The organism is Sinorhizobium fredii USDA 257 (assembly GCF_000265205.3).
In the GTDB taxonomy this organism is placed as follows: Bacteria; Pseudomonadota; Alphaproteobacteria; order Rhizobiales; family Rhizobiaceae; genus Sinorhizobium; species Sinorhizobium fredii_B.
Map to the genome: position 1 here is coordinate 3,488,732 of NC_018000.1, position 22,071 is coordinate 3,510,802.

General features: G+C 61.7%; 20 protein-coding genes. 9 read left to right on the top strand and 11 right to left on the bottom strand.

Going from position 1 to position 22,071, the window contains the following annotated elements; genetic code table 11:
• Positions 1 to 17: 17 nt before the first annotated feature.
• The 5 genes from mce to USDA257_RS16135 all read left to right on the top strand — a co-directional run bounded on the left by mce (position 18) and on the right by USDA257_RS16135 (position 5,014).
• Entirely contained in the window at positions 18 to 422 is a 405-nt protein-coding gene (gene mce / locus USDA257_RS16115; protein WP_014764035.1) for a methylmalonyl-CoA epimerase, read from the top strand.
• A gap of 155 nt (positions 423 to 577) precedes the next feature.
• Positions 578 to 847 carry a DUF1467 family protein gene (locus tag USDA257_RS16120; RefSeq protein WP_014764036.1) on the top strand — a complete coding sequence of 90 codons (270 nt, stop codon included), beginning with the start codon at positions 578 to 580 and terminating at the stop codon, positions 845 to 847.
• Between the two features lie 807 nt (positions 848 to 1,654).
• A complete protein-coding gene (proS, locus tag USDA257_RS16125; protein WP_014764037.1) occupies positions 1,655 to 2,983 on the top strand; it encodes a proline--tRNA ligase in 1,329 nt (442 codons plus the stop codon).
• Positions 2,984 to 3,000: 17 nt separating this feature from the next.
• Positions 3,001 to 4,311, top strand: a complete 1,311-nt coding sequence (locus tag USDA257_RS16130) for a lipoprotein-releasing ABC transporter permease subunit (RefSeq protein ID WP_014764038.1) — start codon at positions 3,001 to 3,003, stop codon at positions 4,309 to 4,311.
• A gap of 16 nt (positions 4,312 to 4,327) precedes the next feature.
• Positions 4,328 to 5,014, top strand: a complete 687-nt coding sequence (locus USDA257_RS16135; RefSeq protein WP_014764039.1) for an ABC transporter ATP-binding protein — start codon at positions 4,328 to 4,330, stop codon at positions 5,012 to 5,014.
• Between the two features lie 13 nt (positions 5,015 to 5,027).
• Here the strand turns inward: USDA257_RS16135 and USDA257_RS16140 are convergent, their stop codons facing one another.
• A complete protein-coding gene (locus tag USDA257_RS16140) occupies positions 5,028 to 5,495 on the bottom strand; it encodes a DUF5680 domain-containing protein (protein WP_014764040.1) in 468 nt (155 codons plus the stop codon).
• A 72-nt stretch (positions 5,496 to 5,567) separates the two neighbouring features.
• Positions 5,568 to 6,140, bottom strand: a complete 573-nt coding sequence (locus USDA257_RS16145) for a hypothetical protein (RefSeq protein WP_014764041.1) — start codon at positions 6,138 to 6,140, stop codon at positions 5,568 to 5,570.
• Positions 6,141 to 6,585: 445 nt separating this feature from the next.
• Between USDA257_RS16145 and dnaE the strand changes: the two genes are divergently transcribed.
• A complete protein-coding gene (dnaE, locus tag USDA257_RS16150; protein WP_014764043.1) occupies positions 6,586 to 10,083 on the top strand; it encodes a DNA polymerase III subunit alpha in 3,498 nt (1,165 codons plus the stop codon).
• Positions 10,084 to 10,102: 19 nt separating this feature from the next.
• Here dnaE and USDA257_RS16155 read toward each other — a convergent pair whose 3' ends face one another.
• Positions 10,103 to 11,332 carry a L,D-transpeptidase family protein gene (locus USDA257_RS16155; protein ID WP_014764044.1) on the bottom strand — a complete coding sequence of 410 codons (1,230 nt, stop codon included), beginning with the start codon at positions 11,330 to 11,332 and terminating at the stop codon, positions 10,103 to 10,105.
• A gap of 178 nt (positions 11,333 to 11,510) precedes the next feature.
• Entirely contained in the window at positions 11,511 to 12,800 is a 1,290-nt protein-coding gene (locus tag USDA257_RS16160; RefSeq protein ID WP_014764045.1) for a DNA polymerase IV, read from the bottom strand.
• Positions 12,801 to 12,872: 72 nt separating this feature from the next.
• On the opposite strand from USDA257_RS16160, the gene USDA257_RS16165 reads away from it, so the two are divergent.
• Positions 12,873 to 13,463 carry a GNAT family N-acetyltransferase gene (locus tag USDA257_RS16165; protein WP_080605613.1) on the top strand — a complete coding sequence of 197 codons (591 nt, stop codon included), beginning with the start codon at positions 12,873 to 12,875 and terminating at the stop codon, positions 13,461 to 13,463.
• Between the two features lie 44 nt (positions 13,464 to 13,507).
• Here USDA257_RS16165 and USDA257_RS16170 read toward each other — a convergent pair whose 3' ends face one another.
• Entirely contained in the window at positions 13,508 to 14,152 is a 645-nt protein-coding gene (locus USDA257_RS16170) for a hypothetical protein (protein ID WP_014764047.1), read from the bottom strand.
• A 2-nt stretch (positions 14,153 to 14,154) separates the two neighbouring features.
• Positions 14,155 to 14,427: a DUF3572 domain-containing protein gene (locus tag USDA257_RS16175; RefSeq protein WP_014764048.1), complete on the bottom strand. Its 273-nt coding sequence runs from the start codon at positions 14,425 to 14,427 to the stop codon at positions 14,155 to 14,157.
• Between the two features lie 156 nt (positions 14,428 to 14,583).
• Here USDA257_RS16175 and USDA257_RS16180 point away from each other — a divergent pair, with 156 nt between their 5' ends.
• Positions 14,584 to 14,955: a response regulator gene (locus tag USDA257_RS16180; RefSeq protein ID WP_003537642.1), complete on the top strand. Its 372-nt coding sequence runs from the start codon at positions 14,584 to 14,586 to the stop codon at positions 14,953 to 14,955.
• 17 nt (positions 14,956 to 14,972) lie between these two features.
• Complete coding sequence (locus USDA257_RS16185) at positions 14,973 to 16,340, top strand: PleD family two-component system response regulator (protein ID WP_014764049.1); 1,368 nt, start codon at positions 14,973 to 14,975, stop codon at positions 16,338 to 16,340.
• 693 nt (positions 16,341 to 17,033) lie between these two features.
• Here the strand turns inward: USDA257_RS16185 and rpmG are convergent.
• The 5 genes from rpmG to rnr all read right to left on the bottom strand — a co-directional run bounded on the left by rpmG (position 17,034) and on the right by rnr (position 22,071).
• Positions 17,034 to 17,201 (bottom strand): 50S ribosomal protein L33, encoded by a 168-nt coding sequence (rpmG, locus tag USDA257_RS16190; protein WP_014764050.1) that lies wholly within the window; start codon positions 17,199 to 17,201, stop codon positions 17,034 to 17,036.
• Positions 17,202 to 17,294: 93 nt separating this feature from the next.
• A complete protein-coding gene (locus tag USDA257_RS16195) occupies positions 17,295 to 18,479 on the bottom strand; it encodes an MFS transporter (RefSeq protein WP_014764051.1) in 1,185 nt (394 codons plus the stop codon).
• Positions 18,480 to 18,491: 12 nt separating this feature from the next.
• Positions 18,492 to 19,115 (bottom strand): NUDIX hydrolase, encoded by a 624-nt coding sequence (locus USDA257_RS16200; protein ID WP_041414297.1) that lies wholly within the window; start codon positions 19,113 to 19,115, stop codon positions 18,492 to 18,494.
• 89 nt (positions 19,116 to 19,204) lie between these two features.
• Entirely contained in the window at positions 19,205 to 19,660 is a 456-nt protein-coding gene (locus tag USDA257_RS16205) for a DUF983 domain-containing protein (protein WP_014764053.1), read from the bottom strand.
• A gap of 44 nt (positions 19,661 to 19,704) precedes the next feature.
• A complete protein-coding gene (gene rnr, locus USDA257_RS16210) occupies positions 19,705 to 22,071 on the bottom strand; it encodes a ribonuclease R (protein WP_014764054.1) in 2,367 nt (788 codons plus the stop codon).

Below are 22,071 nucleotides of genomic sequence, written 5' to 3' on the forward strand. Positions count from 1 at the left end.
AATATGGGAGGGCGTCGATGCTCGGAAGAGTGAACCATGTGGCGATCGCGGTGCCGGACCTCGCGTCCGCGGCGGAAAGTTACCGTGCCACCCTCGGCGCCGCGGTCACGCAGCCGCAGGCGCTGCCGGAGCACGGCGTCACCGTAGTCTTTGTCACGCTTCCCAACACCAAGGTCGAATTGCTGGAGCCGCTCGGCGATCAGTCGCCGATCGCCGCCTTTCTCGCGAAGAACCCGGCAGGTGGCATGCACCACATCTGCTACGAGGTCGACGACATCATAGCGGCGCGCGACCGGCTGCGGCAGGCGGGGGCGCGCGTGCTGGGCGACGGCAATCCGAAGATCGGCGCCCACGGCAAGCCGGTGCTCTTCCTGCATCCCAAGGATTTTCAGGGCACACTGATCGAACTCGAAGAGGTGTGACAGTCGGGCGCGGCGAAGCCATTTGCGCGATCGACAGCAAAAGCGCTATAAGGCGCCTGCCGCTCAGGGCTCTTTCGAGAGCCGCTTGTGACCCGCGCAACAAAATACCGCCGCCAAGTTGGCTGCCTGACCGCGTCTTTCATCAGAGAGCCTGGATGTCCGCCTTTTCGACCTTTGCCGTCTATTTCATCATCTGGTGGCTCACGCTTTTCACCGTGCTGCCGTTCGGTGTGAAGACCCAGGCCGAGGAGAACGATGTGGTGCCCGGCAGCGTGGAGAGTGCTCCGGCGCGCTTTCGTGGCCTACGCGTGGTTCTGGTGACGACGGTCATCGCCGCCTTGATCCATCTCGGCTGGTATGTGCTCTCCGTGAAGCTCGGATATGACCTTGATGCGATATTCGGCTTCATCGGTCCGAACGGCTGATCGCGATGCAGGCGCATCACGGGAACTGACGATACGCAAGAAACATGCCGCAAGGTGAAGGGAGCTTTTGTCGGCGGCTCTGCGAACTGGCACAGAGACAAGCCTCTTGACAGACAATGAATTGACATCTTTCGCCGACTGCTTCGCTTCGAACGCGGCCAGAAAAGCAAAAAAAACAAGGCCAAAGCCTTGTTTTTCAAGTTTCGCGTGATCTCAACCGTTACCGGCGGCAGCGAACGAGCGCGCCTAAGATCTTATCCTCCCAAGACTTGACCGCGAAATTCGGCAAGAATTTGGTCTTCTTGCCTGTTTTGTGAGCCGAAACTAGCTTAAACATTGGGCTATGTCATCAGCTTTTTTTGCATTTTTGCTACAGTTTGGCAAAAAAATCCGGTTGACAGAAATCGTCCTTGTCCTGTTACTACCGTGCTCTTTTGACGCAGGGCCCCGAGCGTGTTGCCGCCGGAGGGTCATTATTGGCGCGGCGCTCTTCCCCATGCTCTACAGCGCGCGCGTCTTATTAGACGCGTAAAAGGTCGCTGTAGCGCTTTGAATACTGCATTTCTTGCCCTTAAACCGAGGTTGATTCAAGGAGACATGCAGTAGGGTTTTCTTCCGCGCCCGAAGCGGCTATGAACGCTGAACTCGAAAGTTCCCCTTTGGTCGCGCCGCTGGGAAATCAAGAGCCCGATTTCAAACGGCAATCGCCACCTTTCTCTGTCCGAAGGCGAGGGCGGCTGCTGCAGCACAACGTCATTTCGCCCGAATCCACCGATAGTGCGAGAGTCACCAGTTCCGGAACCCGTCATGCGCCTGTCCCGCTATTTCATGCCCATCTTGAAGGAAAACCCGAAGGAAGCGGAAATCGTTTCCCATCGGCTGATGCTGAGGACCGGCATGATCCGCCAGCAGTCGGCCGGCATTTATAGCTGGCTGCCGCTCGGCAAGCGCGTGCTCGACAAGGTCAATGCGATCATCCGCGAGGAACAGAACCGGTCCGGCGCGATCGAGCTCCTGATGCCGACCTTGCAATCGGCGGAGCTCTGGCAGGAAAGCGGCCGCTATGATGCCTACGGCAAGGAGATGCTGCGCATCAAGGACCGGCAGGATCGGCCGATGCTCTACGGTCCGACCAACGAGGAGATGATTACCGACATATTCCGCTCCTACGTGAAGTCCTATCGCGACCTGCCGCTCAATCTCTACCACATCCAGCTGAAGTTCCGAGACGAGATCCGTCCGCGCTTCGGCACCATGCGTTCGCGCGAATTCCTGATGAAGGACGCCTATTCCTTCGATCTCGATCGGGAAGGCGCGGAGCATGCCTATAACAAGATGTTTGCCGCCTATCTGCGTACCTTCGACCGTATGGGCCTGCGCGCCATTCCGATGCGTGCGGACACCGGCCCGATCGGCGGCAATCTCAGCCATGAATTCATCATCCTTGCCGATACCGGCGAGTCCGAAGTGTTCTGCCACAAGGATTTCCTCGGCTTCGACATCCCCGGCAGGGAAACAAATTTCGACGACGTTGCCGGACTGGAAGCGATCTTCGACAAATGGACCTCGCGCTACGCCGCCACCTCGGAAATGCACGACGAGGCCGCGTTCGACGCGATTTCCGAGGACGAGCGGCTGTCGGCGCGCGGCATCGAAGTCGGCCATATCTTTTATTTCGGCACGAAATATTCGGAGGCGATGGGCGCCAAGGTGCTTGGGCCTGACGGCAAGGAGCACGTCGTTCATATGGGCTCCTACGGCATCGGCCCCACACGTCTCGTGCCGGCGATCATCGAAGCCTCGCATGACGAGAACGGCATTATCTGGCCGAAGTCGGTGGCCCCCTTCGACGCGATTGTCATCAACATGAAAACCGGTGACGCCGCTTGCGATGCGGCCTGCGGCACGCTCTACTCCGACCTCGGCAAAGCCGGATTCGACGTTCTTCTGGACGACACGGACGATCGCGCCGGTGCCAAGTTCGCAACCGCCGATCTCATCGGCGTTCCGGTGCAGATCATCGTCGGGCCGCGCTCGATCGCCAATGGCGAGGTCGAGGTGAAGGACCGCAAGACCGGCGCGCGCGAGACGATGACGGTGGAAGCGGCGATCAACAAGCTGGTTGCGACGAGATAACAGGCGAAGGAACGACGATGACCGCGGCGACGGAAGAGCAAGTGCAGGTTGCCGCCCCGGCCGGCAAATCGTCGAGTCGCCCCTTTTCCGCCTTCGAGCGCATGGTTGCCTGGCGCTACCTGCGCTCGCGGCGGAAGGAAGCCTTCATTTCCGTCATCGCCGGCTTCTCCTTCATCGGCATCATGCTCGGCGTGGCGACGCTGATCATCGTTATGGCGGTGATGAACGGTTTCCGCACCGAGCTCATATCGCGCATCCTCGGCATGAACGGCCATGTGATCGTCCAGCCGCTCGATGGACCGCTCACCAACTATGCCGAACTCGCCACCAAGTTCTCCGCCGTGCCGGGGGTTACGATGGCGATCCCGCTGGTCGAAGGGCAGGTGCTCGCCCAGGGCGTCGGCGACGCTTCGACAGGTGCTCTCGTTCGCGGCATGCGGGCGGAAGACCTCATGAAGCTCAAATCGATTTCGGAGCACATTCAATCCGGTGATCTCGTCGGCTTTGCCTCAGGTGCAGGCGTTGCCATCGGTTCGCGCATGGCCGAACAATTGGGGATTCGCGTCGGCGGCACGATCACGCTCACCTCGCCGAACGGCGACGTTACGCCGCTCGGCATGAATCCCCGCGTCAAGGCCTATACGGTTTCGGCGATCTTCGAGATGGGCATGTCGGAATATGACGCGACGATCGTCTTCATGCCGCTCGAGGAGGCGCAGCTCTATTTCAATGCCGAGGGCCTCGTCCAGTCGATCGAGCTCTTCGTCGAGCAGCCCGACGCCGTCGACGCCTTGCGCAAACCGATCGAGGACGCCGCCGGCCGGCAGGTCTACCTTACGGATTGGCGCGACCGCAACAGAACCTTCTTCTCGGCGCTCGAGGTGGAGCGCAACGTGATGTTCATGATCCTGACGCTGATCGTGCTGGTCGCGGCGCTCAATATCGTCTCCGGCCTGATCATGCTGGTGAAGGACAAGGGCAGCGATATCGCCATCCTGCGCACGATGGGCGCGACCTCCGGGTCGGTGATGCGTATCTTCTTCATGACGGGAGCGGCGATCGGCGTCGCCGGCACGATCGCCGGCGTCATCCTCGGCGTCGTCGTCTGCCTCAACATCGAGTCGATCCGCCAGTTCTTCTCCTGGGTATCCGGGACGACGCTCTTCGATCCCGAGCTTTACTTCCTGAGTCAGCTTCCAGCCGACATGAATGCCGACGAGACCGTCTCCGTGGTCATCATGGCGTTGGCGCTTTCCTTCCTGGCGACGATCTTTCCGGCCTGGCGTGCCTCACGTCTCGATCCGGTGCAGGCCCTGCGGTACGAATAATAGGACAAGAACGTAGATGAATGCGCGCGTGGCACTGCAGCTCTCCGGCGTCGAACGACACTATGGCGAGGGGGACACCTTCCTGCCGATCCTCAAGGGCGCGGATCTGACCCTGCGGAGCGGAGAGACCATCGCGCTTGTTGCGCCCTCGGGTACCGGGAAGTCGACCCTGCTTCACATTGCCGGGCTGCTCGAGCATCCGGACGCGGGCGACGTCGTCGTCAACGGCATTCCATGCAACGGCCTCAGCGACGACCGGCGCACGGCGATCCGCCGCAACGAGATCGGCTTCGTCTATCAGTTTCATCATTTGCTGCCGGAATTCTCCGCGCTCGAGAACATCATGATGCCGCAATTGATCGCCGGCTTGTCCAAGGGGGAAGCGGCCGAGAGGGCAGGGGCTCTGCTGGATTATATGCGCATCGGGCACCGCGCCGCGCACCGCCCGACCGAGCTTTCCGGCGGCGAGCAGCAGCGGGTGGCGATCGCCCGGGCGGTGGCCAACGCGCCGCTCATTCTGCTGGCCGACGAGCCGACCGGCAACCTTGATCCGGAGACGGCCGGCTATGTCTTCGAGGCGATGGAGGCCCTTGCGCGTCAGTCCGGGTTGGCGGCGCTGATTGCCACCCACAACCACGAGCTTGCGGCTCTTATGGATCGCTGCGTGACGATCGAGGACGGCAAGGTCGTCGAGCTGAGATAAGCCGGAACGAGCCTCACGGCACGATCAGCCCGTCGCGATAATCGAGCTCATAGGCCTCTTCGCCATCGACGAAAATGGTCTCGCGTCCGGAAAAGTGGTCGGTCGCGCCGCGGCTGCTGTCGATATAACAGCCATAGGCATGTTGATATTCCATGCCGCCGAGGAAGTGGCGCTTTTCGCGATACATTGTCTGCAGTGCCGCCTTGATGACGGCGCCTGCCCGCCGCGCATCGATAAGTTCCGGGCGAATGATGCGGCCGAAGTAATTCATGGCCCAGCACGGCTTGTCGTCATGCCAGACCGCTTCCTGGCCGGCAAAGTCGGTTCCGCCGAAATAGCTGTCGAGATAGCGCCACGTGCCGCGCTGATGGCCGATATCATGGGAGCCTGTCCGGCTGGACGCCAGTCTTGCGCCGTCGCCGACATAAGTCTTTGCCTTCGCTTCGACGATGAAGCCTGTGAGTTCCTCGATGTTGATCATGGGCGGTCCCCTCGGTCTCCCGCGGAGGATGCCTCAAGAGACTAAGCGTGTAAAGAACAAATAGGGAACGAACTACTTCGCGTCACAGGCCCTTTGGCCGATCTCATCGCTCCAGTCCTTGAGCAGAATGGTGTCGCCCTTGGCCCTGATCGGCTTCCCATTGGCCGTTCCCTTGCCGCTGAGGACGTTGAAGTCGCATCGCATTGTGTTGTCCAGGTCGAGCGTGTCGTAGGACCAATAGGTATAGCCGGCGACGACGAAATCGGAGCTGCGATAGGCGATCGTCAGCGTCTGCTCCCAGCGGTTGCGGCCGATCGCATCGTTGTGCGAGGTGATCTGTATCGAGCCGTTCGGCAGGGCGTTGACCGATGGTGCCTGGCCGTAGACATCGAACTGTCCCCAGACCTTGTCGGGGATCAGCGACCTCAGCACCAGCCTGCCGACGTCATTGGTGAGATAGAGATAGACGGCGTTGCTCTCGCCGCCGGCTTCTACAGGGGCGACAAGCAGCACCAGATCGCTTGCATCATCCTTGTCCCAGTCCCCCGTCGCGGCTGAAACGATTCGGGCGGGATCGATGGCATCTGCCGCGACGGTGAGAGACGACGGTAACAACAGACACGTTGCAAGCAGAACCGTTCGCATGGAAATCCCTTGAAAAGGAGAGGCGGGCGCACTGCACAGATGGTGCGATGCCACAACCTTACGTGATTCGCTCCTTTCCTGTGGTGCCGGGGCTGACGGGTGTCGGCAAAACTGAACGCGCCGGTTGTATTAACCATAGCCGGTGAATAACGGGCGTTTCATGCGCGCTTGCTTGACTATCGAACAAAAATAGAACAAAAAAGAACAATAGCCGAAAGGAGCCATGTTATGACTGATTTCGTCCGTGATCTCGCTGCCTTCGCCTCTATGACCCTTTTCATCGCGAGCATTTCGGTGATCGCACTCGGCATGTAGCCGGTGGCGGCCGGGCGGACCGGCGCAAAAGGCGCAATCCGCACAAAAATGCGCGGTCTGGTTCGTAAGGCTGGACAGTCTGTGCGGGAAACGGGATATCCTCGCTCCGGACAGGAATCGGAGTGCGGCGATGGCAGGTGATGGAAGCATAGGGCAGACCACGGTGGGTCCGGCAGACCCGCAGTTCGTGCACCTGCGCGTGCATTCGGCCTATTCGCTGCTGGAAGGGGCGCTGCCGCTCAAGAAGATCATCGGCAAGGCAGTGGCCGACGATCAACCGGCCATCGGCATTGCCGATACCAACAATTTGTTCGCGGCACTCGAGTTTTCCCAGAAGGCCGCGGACGACGGATTGCAGCCGATCATCGGCTGCCAACTATCCATCGATATGGAGGACGAGGCGGAGGGGGAACGGCGCAGCCATGCGCAGCAACTCGCCAAGCTGCCTTCGATCGTCCTGATTGCCGCGTCCGACGAAGGCTACAAGCGGCTCGTCGACCTCGTCAGCCGTGCCTATCTTGAAGGGGAGGGACATCAGGCGGTGCGCATAGCGCGGTCCTGGCTTGCGGCGGGCGGCACCGATGGTCTGATCGCCTTGACCGGCGCCGGCGGCGGCCCCGTCGACCTGGCGCTGAAGGCCGGCTCGCCGGCCCTTGCCGAGGCGCGCCTCAAAACGCTGATCGAGCTGTTCGGCAATCGTCTCTATGTCGAATTGCAGCGCCACGGCAGTTACGACCGCCGCCAAGAGAGCCGCCTGGTCGAACTTGCCTATCGCTACGACATTCCGCTCGTTGCGACGAATGAGGCCTTCTTCCCTTCGCCGGCCGATTATGATGCGCACGACGCGCTGATGGCCGTCGCCCACAACGCCGTGGTCTCCGACGATCGCCGCTTCCGGCTCACGTCCGATCATTATCTCAAGAGCCGCAAGGAAATGGCGGCGCTTTTCGCCGATCTGCCGGAGGCGCTGGAAAACACCGTCGAGATCGCCCGCCGCTGCTCCTTCATGCTGAAGACCCGCGGGCCGATCCTGCCGCGCTTCACAGGTGCCTCGGATGATCCCGAGGAGGCCGAGCGCGCCGAGTCGGCGGAGCTTCGCCGCCAGGCGGAGGAGGGGCTGGAGCTGCGCCTGGCCAAGCTCGGCATGGCGCCGGGCTACAAGGAAGAAGACTATCGCGAGCGCCTGGCCTTCGAACTCGGCGTCATCGAGCGGATGAAGTTCCCGGGCTACTTCCTGATCGTTGCGGACTTCATCAAATGGGCGAAGCAGCATGACATCCCCGTCGGCCCGGGCCGCGGCTCTGGCGCCGGCTCGCTGGTCGCCTATTCGCTGACGATCACCGATGTCGATCCAATGCGTTTCTCGCTGCTGTTCGAACGCTTCCTCAATCCGGAGCGCGTCTCGATGCCGGACTTCGACATCGACTTCTGCCAGGACCGCCGCGAAGAGGTGATCCGCTACGTGCAGCAGAAGTACGGGCGCGAGCAGGTGGCACAGATCATCACCTTCGGATCGCTGCAGGCGCGCGCGGCGCTGCGCGACGTCGGACGCGTGCTGGAAATGCCCTATGGTCAGGTCGACAAGATCTGCAAGCTGGTGCCGAATAATCCGGCAAATCCGACACCGCTTTCAAAGGCGATCGAGGAGGAGCCGCGCTTGCAGGAGGAGGCGGAAAAGGAGCCCGTCGTCGGCCGGCTTCTCGACATCGCTCAGAAGATCGAGGGTCTCTATCGCCACGCGTCGACGCATGCCGCGGGCATCGTCATCGGCGACCGGCCGCTGTCGCAGCTGGTGCCGATGTACCGCGATCCGCGCTCCGACATGCCGGTCACGCAGTTCAATATGAAGTGGGTGGAGCAGGCCGGCCTCGTCAAGTTCGACTTCCTTGGCCTGAAGACGCTGACGGTGCTGAAGACCGCGGTCGACTTCGTCGCCAAACGCGGCATCGCGGTCGATCTTGCGAGCATTCCGCTCGATGATCCCAAGACGTACGAGATGCTCTCCCGCGGTGAGACGGTCGGGGTGTTCCAGGTGGAAAGTGCCGGCATGCGCAAGGCGCTGATCGGCATGCGGCCCGACTGCATCGAGGACATCATCGCCCTGGTCGCCCTCTACCGGCCGGGTCCGATGGAGAACATTCCGGTCTACAACGCCCGCAAACACGGCGAGGAAGAGATCGAATCGATCCATCCGAAGATCGACTATCTGCTCAAGGAAACGCAAGGGGTTATCGTCTATCAGGAGCAGGTGATGCAGATCGCCCAGGTGCTTTCGGGCTATTCGCTCGGCGAGGCCGATCTCTTGCGCCGCGCCATGGGCAAGAAGATCAAGGAGGAAATGGACAAGCAGCGGGCCCGCTTCGTAGAAGGCGCGATCGGCAATGGCGTGTCAAAGCCGCAGGCAGACCTGATCTTCGATCTGCTCGCCAAGTTCGCCAATTACGGCTTCAACAAGTCGCACGCGGCCGCCTACGCCATCGTCTCCTACCAGACGGCCTATATGAAGGCGCACTATCCGGTCGAGTTCCTGGCGGCGTCGATGACCCTCGACATGTCGAACACCGACAAGATCAACGACTTCCGCCAGGACGCGATGCGTCTCGGCATTCAGGTGTTCGCTCCCTCGGTGCAGACCTCGTTCCGTAACTTCGAGACCGGCGAGAACCGCATCTACTACTCGCTTGCCGCCATCAAGGGCGTGGGCGAATCCGCCGTCGACCACATCGTCACTACTCGCGGCGATCGTCCCTTTGCAAGCCTCGAGGATTTCTGCCTGCGCATTGATCCGAAGCTCTTGAACAGGCGCGTCTTCGAAAGCCTCATCGCCGCAGGCGCCTTCGATTGCTTCGGCTACGACCGGGCCGAACTGATCGGCGGACTCGACCGGATCCTCGGATTTGCGCAGCGCGCCCAGGAAAACAAGCTGAGCGGCCAGAGCGACATGTTCGGCGCCGGAGCGGCGACGGGGCCGGAGAAGGTTGCGCTGCCGGTCTTTACGCCCTGGCTTGCCTCGGAGAAGCTGCACCGGGAGTTCCAGGTGCTCGGCTTCTACCTGTCCGCCCATCCGCTCGACACCTACAACAAGCTCTTGGCGAAGATGCGCGTGCAGACATTCGCGGATTTTTCCGCGGCTGTGAAGCAAGGTGCGACCGCAGGCCGGCTCGCCGGCACGGTGACCTCGAAGCAGGAGCGCAAGACGCGCACCGGCAACAAGATGGGCATTGTCGCCTTTTCGGATGCGTCGGGCCAGTTCGAGGCGGTGCTCTTCTCGGAGATGCTGAACCAGTACCGCGACCTCCTGGAGCCCGGCAAATCGCTGGTGATGACCGTGGATGCGGAGGAGCGGCCGGAAGGCATCGGACTTCGCATCCGGACCCTGCGCTCGCTCGAAGAGGAATCGCTGCAGATGCAGAAGGCGCTGCGCGTCTATGTGCGCGATTCCGGCCCCTTGCGCTCCATCACCTCGCACCTCAATGCCAAGGGGGATGGCCTCGTCTCGTTCATCGTCATCAAGGACAATGGTCAGCGGGAGATCGAGGTGGAGCTCAGCGAAAAATATCGGATCTCGCCGGAGATTGCCGCAGCTCTTCGCTCGGCGCCCGGTGTAGTGGACGTCGAGCTCGTATAGGAGCTTCGACCACTGATCATCAGCCGCCGCTTACGGAACGCGTGACGGTGATGAAGTCGGTCCCTTCGCCGGTCTCCAGCCCCGTGTCGGTATCCGAGATCGAAAGCGACGACCCATCGGCAAGGAGGCCCGCGATGCGCCGGCGGACGTCTTCAGGCAAGGTGATGCGGTTCAAAGTCCGCTGCAAGGCGTTGAACTCCATGGGATCTGCGTCGACCGCTATGCCGAGCCGATTTTTCGCGGCTTTTGACAGAGCGTTGTCCAGGGACATGCCGAACCATTTGCCTTGCCCGGTTGCCGCGTCGATATCCTGGAACTGCAGGAAATGCGTGCCGAGCGCCAGTTCGGCTTTGTCGATCCTGATCTCTGCCTCGAAAAGAGGTTGAAACTCGCGGCGAACGCGCAGAATGCCGTTCGACGGCCGGTCTCGGCCAGCCTTGCGATAGACGGCCTCGACCAGTTCCGGGGTCGCTTTGCCGTCCACCGGCAGCCCCTCGGCCGTTTGGAAGGAGCGGATCGCAGCAAGTGTCGTTGGGCCGCTGTGGCCGTCCGGATCGCCGGCATCGTAGCCGAGCGTTGTCAGCAGCATCTGGAGATCGCGCATGGTCTCCTGAGTGCCACGCCGGGTGATCAGGATTCGGATCGGCGCCCGATCCTCGTCAAGGAACGCCGGCGAAGGGCGTCTGTCCGTCATGGCGACTTCGACAGAACTTCCGTCGAAATGGGTGATAGCGGGGCGGAGGGGCACGTCCGACATCGGCGGCTCTGGCGGTCGCGACTGGTTCGGCTGAAACAGCGTGCTGCTCACGACTTCGACGGGCGTAACCTGACGATCCGAGATCACCACATGCATGCCGCGTTCGGTCATATTGAACAGGCCGACGGCGAACTTGATCGGAAGGCGCACGCAGCCGTGCGAGGCCGGATAGTCCGGTACATGGTTCGATCCATGCAGCGCGATGCCGGACCAGGTGAGCCGCTGCATGAACGGCATCGGCGCATTCGAATAGATATTCGATCTGTGATGACGTCGCTTCTCGAGAATCGAAAAAATGCCCGTCGGGGTCGTGTGGCCGCGCCTGCCGGTGGAGACATTGGACGTGGCGACGACGGTATCGCCGTCATAGACGACGAGCGATTGCTGCTGTCTCGATACGACGATCTGCAAGGGCGCCTTGGCGCCGGCCGCAAAGGCCGATGGCGCCGACACGATGAGAACGGCCAGTCCGATCCTGAGAGTGAAACGCAATACAAACCCTCATTCCGACCTGAAGCGCAAACATGTCGCGGCGCTTCCATCCGGGCGTCGACGTGCGCGTCCATGTTGCTGCTGAACGGGCACGCCGAAGCTATCGATCTAGGGTAACGGGCAATATTTAACGAATTGGATTACTGGAGTCGCGCCGCCGGTCATCGAGCGAGAAGGTCTACTGATCGCGCCGGCGATGTTCGAAGGTGTATCCCGTTTCGACGCTGATCTTGCCGAATTTGTCGCGCAGCTTGTTGATCGCCTCCTCGGCGGCAGCCCGCCGCGTCGCCAGTGGATCGACGAGATCCGGCGGATCGGCGAGATCCGGGGAGGTGAGGTCGCTGACGCCGATGCCGATCAGACGGTATTTCGTACCATCGACTTCCTTCTCGAGCAGCTGAAGGCCAATGCGAAAGATGCGGTCGGCGAGGCGGGTCGGACTTTCAAGCCGTCGATTGCGTGTGCGGATCTTGAAGTCCGCGGTCTTGAGCTTTAGGACGACCGTCTGCCCGGCAAGGTCCGACTTACGCAGCCGCAGCGCGACCTGCTCGCTCAAGCGCCTGAGATGCGAAACGAGTTCGTCCGGGCGCGACAGGTCCACGTTGAAGGTCGTCTCCGAGGACACGCTCTTTGCTTCGTCGTCGGTCTCGACGATGCGCTCGTCCTGTCCGCGCGACAGGCGGTATAGCCTTTGCCCCATCGAGCCGTAGCGGCGCATGAGATCCGCTTCGTCCATCGTCTGCAACTGACCGATGGTGCGGATGCCGTCCCGCTCGAGGGTCGCGGCGAAGGCCTTGCCCACGCCCCAGATCAACGTCACTGGGCGCTCCTTCAGGAAGTCGACCGCTTCGGACTGACCGATGACGGAGAAGCCGCGCGGCTTCTGCAGGTCGGAGGCGACCTTGGCGAGGAACTTGCAGTAGGAAAGTCCGACGGAGACGGTGATGCCGACTTCCTGCTCGACACGCTTGGCAAAGCGCGCCAGCGTTCGTGCGGGGGGATCCTGGTGCAGCCGCTCGGTACCGTTCAAGTCCAGGAACGCCTCGTCGATCGACAGCGGCTGCACGAGCGGCGTCAGCTCGAACATCATCGCCCTGACCTCGCGCCCGACGCGTGAATATTTTTCCATGTTCGGCTTGATCACCACGGCCTCAGGACAGGCTTCGAGCGCCTTGAACATCGGCATTGCCGAACGGACGCCGTGAATGCGGGCGATGTAGCAGGCGGTCGAGACGACGCCGCGCTTGCCGCCGCCGATAATCACCGGCTTGTCGGCAAGCTCTGGATTGTCGCGCTTCTCGATTGAGGCATAGAAGGCGTCGCAATCGACATGCGCCAAGGTCAGCCGATAGAGCTCGGAATGGCTGAGAAGCCGCGGGCTGCCGCAGGCCATGCACCGTCGCGCCGGAGCGGCCAGTTCCTTGAGGCAGTCTCGGCAGAAGCCGGAAAACGGAGCAGAGCTGGGCATGGCCGGAACAAATGTTGAACGCGGCGACTTTACGCTCTACGCTAGTGAGTCTCAAGGCGACGATCGGAGACCATGGTGGATATCGCCCTGCATTTTGCGCCGGTGACAGGAGAGCTCTGGCCGGATTTCGAAAAGCTCTTTGGGCCGAAGGGAGCGTATTGCGGTTGCTGGTGCGTTGCGCTGCGCCTGCCCTATAGGATCCGCGGCAACATGTCGGCCGAGGATCGGAAGGAGTTCATCCGGGCGCGCATCGAAGCCGGTCCGCCGCCGGGCATCCTCGGCTATTGCGAGGGAAAGCCAGTCGCCTGGGTTCAGGTAGGGCCTCGTTACGATGTGCCGCAGTTCAATTCGCCGCGCACGTGTTCGCGACCGCTGGAAGAGAGAGAGGCCGAGGACGCGAGCGTCTGGGCGGTCAGTTGCTTCTTCCTTTCATCGCCGTTGCGCGGCAAAGGATTGAGTCACCGCATGCTCGCCGCCGCCATCGGTCACGCGCGGACAGGAGGCGCGCACTACCTCGATGCCTGCCCGATCGACCACACCAAGCAGCCGAAATCCGTCGCGGTCTATATCGGCTCGACGGCGATCTTCGATGCCGCCGGCTTCGAGATGGCCGCCCGCCGCAAGGTCGGCAGGCCGCTGATGCGACTGGACTTGAGGCAATGAGGATGCTCACGCGCATTGCGGCCGACAGCGGAGTTGAGCGACGTTCAACCGCTCTTTGCGGCGCCCCAGTGGTTGCGGATCAACTTGGCCGCTTCAGGCCAATTCGTCGCAAGCTGCATGCCGGCGTCAGGCGGCGGGGCGAGGCCGCGAAAATCCGCGTTGGCCATCAGGTTGATCAGGAGGCAAGCGGGCGCTTCCGCGCGCACGGAACGGAGATTGCGGAGAATATCGTCGATAAAGACCAGCGGAAACTCTCGCCCGCCATGCAGGTGTTTGACGAGCGGCCCCTTGGGCTCCTCGGAAGCGAGCAACGGATAGGGGAGGCCAAGCGTATCGAGCAGCGCCCGGCGCACCGCAGCATGACGCGGCGGCATCGCCGTCAGGAAGACGATATCCGCGTCGTCGGCAAATCCCGCCAGCGTCTCGATGACCTCGCTGGCTGGCGTCTGCCACTGATCCTGCTCTTTGTAGAAGGCGTCGAGCAGCGCTTGCGTCGCAACATCGCTGACCGCTTCACCGTTGCGTCGATCGACGATATTCCCGGTGAGACGGAAGGACCGCGGCAGCAGCGTGTGCTCGCGCGCCTCAAGGAACGCAGTGAAGGGCGTCAGGAATTCGAGCACGACTTCGTCGACGTCGGCGACGATCAACGGTCGCCGACCAAGACGGATGTCGCCAAGGATAGACACGCTCAGATGTCCTCAAAGTTCGCCGGACCGGAAAATGCCTGGTGTGCCCTGACGACCTCCTCTGGAGCGGTCTGCGTCGCGGTACAGAAGGCGATCAAAGTCGGCTCGTGGTCCATCAGAAACGCGACGAGCCCGCCCATGAAGCCCGGCTCCCCGATGGCCTTGCGCAGCGAATCAGGGTCGGTACCGGTCAGCGCCAGGAAACGGGACAGGAGTTCCGGCTCGCCCGCGAGCCAGCCGAGGATCGCGATCGCCGTTTCGTCAGCGCTCTTCATGCTGTTGAATCTCTTCTCATATGACGTCCGGAGTTACCTCTTTTTCAACCAAATATCGTTAGTCTTGCGACCGAGGAAATGGGTCGAGTCACCGTTCATGAAGCTTATATCTCTCCAGGGGACTTGCAAGGCGGCGACAGACAGCAAGGGATCGACATGCCCAAACAGGTGATGATTGTTGAGGATAACGAGCTGAACATGAAGCTCTTCCGCGACCTGATTGAGGCTTCTGGTTATGCGACGATCCAGACGCGCAACGGCATGGAAGCGCTCGAACTAGCGCGCAAGCACCGGCCCGACCTTATCCTCATGGACATCCAGTTGCCGGAAGTGTCCGGCCTCGAGGTGACGAAGTGGCTCAAGGAAGACGACGAACTCCACGTCATTCCGGTCATTGCCGTAACCGCTTTCGCCATGAAGGGCGACGAGGAGCGCATTCGCCAAGGCGGATGCGAAGCCTATGTTTCCAAACCGATTTCCGTTCCCAAATTCATTGAAACAATCAAGACATATCTGGGCGATGCCTGAGTGCCGGGAAAGACGATATGACTGCGCGCATCCTCGTCGTCGATGACATACCAGCCAATGTGAAGCTTCTTGAGGCGCGGCTGGTCGCCGAGTATTTCGATGTCTTGACGGCCGGCGACGGGCGCTCCGCACTGGCGATCTGCGAGAACACGCCGGTCGATCTTGTCTTGCTCGACATCATGATGCCCGACATGAACGGATTCGAGGTCTGCGAGAGGCTCAAGGCAAACAGCCGCACCGCCCATATTCCGGTGGTCATGGTGACGGCGCTCGACCAGCCCTCCGATCGGGTGCGCGGCTTGAAGGCTGGCGCAGACGATTTCCTCACCAAGCCGGTCAATGATCTCCAGCTGATGTCGCGGGTGAAAAGCCTGGTGCGGCTCAAAAATGTCAGCGACGAGTTGCGCCTCAGGGCGCAGACGGCGCACACCATCGGTTTGCAGGAGCTTGCCCGCGTTGACCGCCCCGACGAGCTAGGCAACGTGCTCCTCGTCGATGGCCGAGCCTCCTCGCAGGAACGGCTGCTGCGCGCCTTGAAGCCGATCGCCGAAGTCGCGGTGATCTCCGATCCCCAGGCCGCCCTCTTCGAAGCCGCCGAGAACAGCTTCGATCTGGTGATCGTCAACGCGAACTTTGATGACTACGATCCGCTGCGCCTCTGCTCGCAGCTACGCTCCCTCGAGAGGACGCGCTTCATACCGATCCTGCTCGTCACCGAGCAGGGGAGCGAAGAGATGATCGTTCGCGCCCTTGAGCTTGGAGTGACGGACTACATCATGCGTCCGGTCGATCCCAACGAATTGGTCGCGCGCTCCCTGACACAGATCCGCCGCAAGCACTGCAATGACCGGCTGCGCGCGAGCGTCCAGCAGACCATCGAATTGGCGATCACCGACGACCTCACCGGTCTCCACAATCGGCGCTATCTCGATACCCATATGAAGCTGTTGATCGACCGGGCGAGTGCACGCGGCCGGCCACTGTCGATCTGCATCACCGATATCGATCGCTTCAAGCTGGTGAACGACACCTATGGGCATGATGCAGGTGATGAGGTTCTGCGCGAATTTGCCAACCGCGTCCGCGCGACGGTACGCGGGGCCGATCTCGCCTGCCGGTTCGGCGGCGAGGAGTTTGTGATCGTCATGCCGGACACCACGCCCGAAATGGCGGCGATCGTGGCCGAACGGCTTCGCTTGATGGTCGAGGGACGCGCATTCGGAATTTCGCAGGAAGATACGGTCCTCACCATTACCGCATCCCTCGGCATAGCCACCTTGCGGCCGCACGAGGATACGGCCGAAGCCTTGCTGAAGCGCGCCGACACGGCGCTTTACCAAGCGAAGAACAACGGGCGCAACCGGGTCGTCGCGGCGGCCGCCTAAATGCATGTCGCTCGAAGGTGTGCAGCGGTTTTGGGATGACGAGATGCATAAGAGCAAGGGCCTATGGCGCGTCGCGTGAATACGTTTGAGTGCGATGCGCTTTAAAGCAACCAGCAAGCCTCTAAGCCCAAATTGGCAAGCAGCGCTTACGGGCGGTCTCGAGCCTCGCCGTTCGGCGTAGCGGAGACTGTAACTTACGCCCAACTCATCTTGCCAGCTTACTTATAAGTTGTAATTTCAGCGGCATCGCTGGCGCTGGGGCAAGCATTTGCATAGGGCGGCGAGTTTGGATTCGTCCGAATACGAGACAGAATTAACCAAACACTGAGCAACGCGTTTCGGTGATTAAGAATTCGTTGATTTTTTTTATTTTCAAGCAATGCTGATATTAAGGAAGTGTGACTTCCACGATCGATCGGTTACCCCATGATGCTCAGGTCCGCCGCATCTCCTGGGTCGTGGGGTCGGTCGGCTGGTTTCTGACATCCGCGGATTCCTCGTGCCGCAGTCGGAGCCAGCCGACCCCCTTTCAAAACGCCGCTTCGAAAGAGGCGGCGTTTTTCGTTCCGATCTCCTGCGCCGCGCATCTTGTCAGATGTCGCTCAGTCGAAGATCTCCGCAGCGACAGCAGGCGCCAAAGAAAAAGCGCCGAACCTTGCGGCCGGCGCTCGTCGGTCGAACCGAAACGTGATCTTACTTGATCTTCGTTTCCTTGAACTCGACGTGCTTCTTGGCGACCGGATCATACTTCGTCTTCGTCATCTTTTCCGTCATCGTGCGGCTGTTCTTGGTCGTGACGTAGAAGTAACCGGTGTCGGCCGTCGACAGCAGCTTGATCTTGATGGTGGTAGCTTTCGCCATGGTCGTCCTGCCTTTTAAAAGATGAAAGCCGTGGACAACCGGTTGCGGGCCACGGTCAAGGTTGGCGCGAAACTACAAATCGCGGTCGAAAAGTCAAGACCGTTTTGGGTTCAAAACAATACGGGCGAGCGAAAGCACAACATAAAGCCCGAAGAAACCGGCAATCGCCCAGGCAAAACCGTCATTGCCGGTGACATCCATCGCTACACCGACAACCTGAGGTCCGGCCACGGTGCCGACCGCATAGGAGAAAACGAAGGCGGCGTTAGCGGCCGCAAGATCGGCTCCCTGAAGCCGCGAGCCAAGATGGCTAAGGCCCACCGTATAGAGGCCGGAGACGCATCCGCCCCAGAACAACAGGACGAGGGCCATCAGGACCCAGCTTTCGACGAGCATCGGCAGAAACAGGGCGCCCACGAAGCCGACCAGCGTCAGCGCCGACAGGATCGTACGGCGATCCTTTACGTGGTCGGAGAGCATGCCGAGCGGGATCTGGAAGATGAAGTTGCCCACGCCCATGACGGTCAGCAACAGAGCGGCCTGCGATTCGGTGAAGCCGGCGCGCGTTCCGAAGATTGGAAACAGCGAAAGCCCGCCTGATTCGACCGCGCCGAAGATGAAAACGGCGGCCGTCGCCGTCGGCACCAGGAAGACGTAGCGCATGAAATGCCGGTCCGGTTTTTCGTCGATAACCGGACTTTCGTCGCGGGCCAAATAGATCGGTATGGCGGCAAGCAAAATGACGCCGGCGCCGACGGCAAAGGGCAGGATCCCCTCGCTGCCGAGGATGGAAAAGAGCAGGGGTCCGCTGGCAAAGCCGAGCGACAGCACGGTGCCGTAGATGCCGAGCACGAAGCCGCGTTTGTTCGGCGGCGCCGTCGCATTGATCCAGAACTCCGAGAGAATGAACAGCACCGTGATAGCGCCGTGAAAGATGATTCTGAGCGGAAACCACAGCCAGAAATTGGTGATGTAGTAGAAGCCGAGGGCGCTTGCCGCCGAAAAGAGAATGGCCAGCAGCATGGTTGGCGCAACGCCATGCCGGTGCGCAAGCTTCGTGGTCAACGGGGCGGCCGCCATCGATGCGAGGCCGGCCATGGCTGAATTGAGCCCGATCAACGTCGGGGCAATTCCGCGCTTCTCCATGATGATGCTGAGCAGGGGAAGGCCGAGGCCGATGGCGATACCCACCGCAGTGATCGAAGCGACTGCAGCGATCAGCGAAGGCCAGTGAATTTCGTCAACCGGCGCAGATGTGCCGGACGGCGGCTTCGACATTCGACAGGATCCCTAGAGAAGCGTGCGAAGAAAGCGCCCGTGGCGCGTGAAATAGAACGGTATCGCCCGTTCAGGAGGAAGCGCGGGATCCGATTCGAGCCCGCCTCTCAGATCGGCGAGGATGGTTGCGGTGATCTCCGGCACTTGTAGAGACGAGAAGTCGTTGACATCGATCCACTGCAAATCCTGAAGCTCCCGGCTGTCCAGGACTTCAGACGGATCGATCTCGGCCTCATCCGCGAAGACCGCAAAGAAGCGCGTGTCGAACCGCCGTGTCTGTCCCGGCGGAGTGATGGCCCGAGCCATATAACGCAAGTTTGTGAGATCGGGAAGAAAGGGAAGGGTGGCATCCGCCCCGTTGTGTGCTCTGCCGAGGCATACGCCCGCCTCTTCGAAAAGTTCTCTGGCGGCGGCGAGGGCCAGCGCGCGGGCGCGTCCATCGGTAATTGGGTGACCGTCGCCTGCTTTCAGAGCGCGCAGGACCGACGGATGGAGATCGCCGGAAAATCTTAGCCGATGGTCGGTCGGGTCGCGACGGCCGCCGGGAAAGACATAGAGGTCCGGCATGAAGGCATGGGCACTATGGCGCTTTCCCATCAAGACGCGCACGCCCACGCCGGAGCGGTCGAGAAGCATGATCGATGCCGCATCCCGCGGTCTGAGCGGCTGATGTCTATTTGTCCCAAGTTGCGGCTGAGAGGGGCTGCCGCTGCCGCGATCAGGCCTCATGTCGACGGATCCCGCGGCGGCAGGATGTCTTCCGGCCGATCCTCGTGATCGCCGAAGCCGTGCAGCTTCAGGGCCCATTGCAGCCCGATGACGGCGCCCTTGACGGGCTGCATCAGGGCGAGAGCGCTGACCAGCGTCACCGGTGCCCAGAGGGCCAGGTGCTGCCAGGTGGAGAGCGGCAGAACGAGATCCGTCATCATGTAGCCGCCGAGGACCACATGGCCGACGATCGTCACGACGATATAGGGCGGAAAGTCGTCGGCACGGTGATGGTCCATCCGCTCGCCGCAGGCGGCGCAGGCATCCACCGATTTGACGAAGCCTCGAAACAGTCGGCCTTGGCCGCAGGCGGGGCACTTTCCCAGAAAGCCGCGCTTGATAGAGCGGCCCACGGGCCGCTGCTCCTGCTGCTCCCCGCCGAGCTGGAGCTTGTCCGTTGCCATTGCCTTCATGTTCAATCCTTAATCGAACGAGGACCGTACCGGCCCGCTGGCGATCAGCGTTTGCCGCGCGGAGGCCGCGTTCCCGGCCGCTTGCCTGTGTTCCCTCGATCGCGGCGGCCGGACTTGTGGAAGGAGCGCATTGCCGTCGGCATCTTTTGCCCTTCGCTCAGCATCTCGAAGCGGAGCGCGCCGGCGAGCGGCACGGCTTCGGCGAGCCTGACGCGAACCGGATCGCCGAGACGATAGCCAAGTCCGGTTTTTTCACCGGACAGCGCCTGATGCGCTTCATCATAGATGAAATAGTCGCGCCCGAGCGTTGATATAGGTATGAAACCGTCTGCGCCATAGGACGGGAGAGTGACAAAAAGTCCCGCCTTGATCACGCCCGAAACGCGCCCGTCGAACTCCTCGCCGACGCGTCCGCTTAGGTGATGGGCGATCAGCCGGTCGACGGTGTCGCGCTCGGCGGCCATTGCGCGTCGCTCGAAAGTGGAGATTTCCGCGGCGATATCGTCGAGCACGCCCTCTTCCTGCGGCGTCAAGCCGCCCTCGCCAAGGCCGAGCGAGCTCACCAGTGCCCGGTGCACGACCAGGTCGGCATAGCGACGGATCGGCGAGGTGAAGTGGGCATAGCGCATCAGGTTGAGGCCGAAATGACCGATATTCTCCGGACTGTAGATCGCTTGGCTCTGCGACCGCAGCACCATCTCGTTGACCATCGTCTCAAAGGGCTTGCCGTCGGCGCGTGCGAGAACGCCGTTGAAGTGGTTGGCACGCATGGCGCCGCCCTTGGCGAGCGAAATGTCGAGCGTCGCCAGGAACTCACGGAGGGTTTCCTGCTTGGCGAGCGATGGCTGGTCGTGAACGCGGTAGATCAGCGCCTGTCGCTTCTGCTCCAACGTCTCCGCCGCGGCGACGTTGGCCTGGATCATCATTTCCTCGATCAGCTTGTGGGCGTCGAGGCGTTCCGGCACGAAGACCCGGTCGACGGTTCCGTCCGGCTTCAGGACGATCTTGCGTTCGGGCACGTCGAGTTCGAGAGGCTGGCGCCGTTCCCGCCCACGGGTGAGGATCCGGTAGCCCTCCCATAGCGGCCTCAGGATCGTGTCCAGAATGGGTCCGGTCTTTTCGTCCGGCGCTCCGTCGATGGCGGCCTGGGCTTGGCTGTAGGAAAGCTTGGCGGCGCTGCGCATCATGATGCGGTGGAAGGTATGTCCCGCCTTACGGCCCTCTTTCGAGAAACGCATTCGCACCGCCAGCGCCGGGCGATCGACACCCTCCTTCAGCGAGCAGAGATCGTTGGAGATGCGCTCGGGCAGCATCGGCACGACACGGTCGGGGAAATAGACCGAATTGCCGCGCTTCAGCGCTTCGAGATCGATCGCCGATTTCGGCCGGACATACCAGGAGACGTCGGCGATCGCGACCGTGACGATGACGCCGCCAGGATTGTCGGGCGAGGGATCCGGTTCGGCATGGACTGCGTCGTCGTGGTCCTTGGCGTCGGCCGGGTCGATGGTGACGAGCGGCAGCGAGCGCCAGTCCTCGCGATGCCCCATCGTAGCGGCCTCGGCCGCATCGGCCTCCTGCACCACGCGCTCCGGGAAGACATGCGGGATGCCATGCGCATGGATGGCAATCATCGAGATCGCCTTTTCGGAGGCGACGGAACCGATGACGTTCTGCACCTGGGCGCGCGGCAGCCCGTAGCGCCCAAGCCGGGCGAGATGCACTTCGACGAGGTCGCCGTCCTTGGCATCGCCGATGAAATCCTGATCGACGAGCACTTCCTCGCCACGCTTGTCGATCGGCATCAGCCGTCCGCCGCCGCCCGGAGTCGCGCGGAAGACGCCGAGCACAGCGTCCTTGCGTTTGTCGAGAACCTTGATAATGCGCGCCGTATAGGCCGGGCCGCCCCGCTCCTTGGCAGGGAAGATCTTGGCAAGCACCCGATCGCCGAGGCCGGCGACGGGCGCCTTGCCCTTCGCCTTGCCGGCCGCCGACTGCCGGATGAGGACTGCCGGTGCGACGCCGTCGTCGTCCAGCCATTCTGCCGGGCGGCCGATCAATTCGCCGTCGATATCGCGGATGGTGATGTCGAGAACGGTGACGGGCGGCAGCGCGCCGGGGCGAACGAGCGACTTGCGCTTCTTCTCGACCAGCCCGTCTTCTTCCAGCGAGCGGAGCAGCGCCTTGAGTTCGACGCGCGCCTCGCCCTTCAGGCCGAATGCCTTGGCGATCTCCCGCTTCGAGGCCTGCTGCGGGTTCTCGGCGATGAAGCGCATCAAGACGTCGCGTGGCGGAACGGCGCCGTGGACGATCGTTTCCCTTACGGAGGGCGCCGCCTGGGCCGCGCGCAACTGCTTCTTGCCGGCACCTTTTGCGGGCCGTTCGGCCGGATCGCGCGGAATTCTGCTCAA

Coding starts and splice junctions, on each gene's coding strand:
- USDA257_RS16120 (WP_014764036.1), top strand. CDS start 578: ATGTCCGCCTTTTCGACCTTTGCCGTCTATTTCATCATCTGGTGGCTC.
- rpmG (WP_014764050.1), bottom strand. CDS start 17,201: ATGGCGAAAGCTACCACCATCAAGATCAAGCTGCTGTCGACGGCCGAC.
- USDA257_RS16145 (WP_014764041.1), bottom strand. CDS start 6,140: ATGCGAACGGTTCTGCTTGCAACGTGTCTGTTGTTACCGTCGTCTCTC.
- USDA257_RS16200 (WP_041414297.1), bottom strand. CDS start 19,115: ATGCTTCTCGACCGCTCCGGCGTGGGCGTGCGCGTCTTGATGGGAAAG.
- USDA257_RS16195 (WP_014764051.1), bottom strand. CDS start 18,479: ATGTCGAAGCCGCCGTCCGGCACATCTGCGCCGGTTGACGAAATTCAC.
- USDA257_RS16160 (WP_014764045.1), bottom strand. CDS start 12,800: ATGCCCAGCTCTGCTCCGTTTTCCGGCTTCTGCCGAGACTGCCTCAAG.
- dnaE (WP_014764043.1), top strand. CDS start 6,586: ATGGCAGGTGATGGAAGCATAGGGCAGACCACGGTGGGTCCGGCAGAC.
- USDA257_RS16180 (WP_003537642.1), top strand. CDS start 14,584: ATGCCCAAACAGGTGATGATTGTTGAGGATAACGAGCTGAACATGAAG.
- proS (WP_014764037.1), top strand. CDS start 1,655: ATGCGCCTGTCCCGCTATTTCATGCCCATCTTGAAGGAAAACCCGAAG.
- USDA257_RS16140 (WP_014764040.1), bottom strand. CDS start 5,495: ATGATCAACATCGAGGAACTCACAGGCTTCATCGTCGAAGCGAAGGCA.
- USDA257_RS16185 (WP_014764049.1), top strand. CDS start 14,973: ATGACTGCGCGCATCCTCGTCGTCGATGACATACCAGCCAATGTGAAG.
- USDA257_RS16130 (WP_014764038.1), top strand. CDS start 3,001: ATGACCGCGGCGACGGAAGAGCAAGTGCAGGTTGCCGCCCCGGCCGGC.
- USDA257_RS16135 (WP_014764039.1), top strand. CDS start 4,328: ATGAATGCGCGCGTGGCACTGCAGCTCTCCGGCGTCGAACGACACTAT.
- mce (WP_014764035.1), top strand. CDS start 18: ATGCTCGGAAGAGTGAACCATGTGGCGATCGCGGTGCCGGACCTCGCG.
- USDA257_RS16165 (WP_080605613.1), top strand. CDS start 12,873: ATGGTGGATATCGCCCTGCATTTTGCGCCGGTGACAGGAGAGCTCTGG.
- USDA257_RS16205 (WP_014764053.1), bottom strand. CDS start 19,660: ATGAAGGCAATGGCAACGGACAAGCTCCAGCTCGGCGGGGAGCAGCAG.
- USDA257_RS16175 (WP_014764048.1), bottom strand. CDS start 14,427: ATGAAGAGCGCTGACGAAACGGCGATCGCGATCCTCGGCTGGCTCGCG.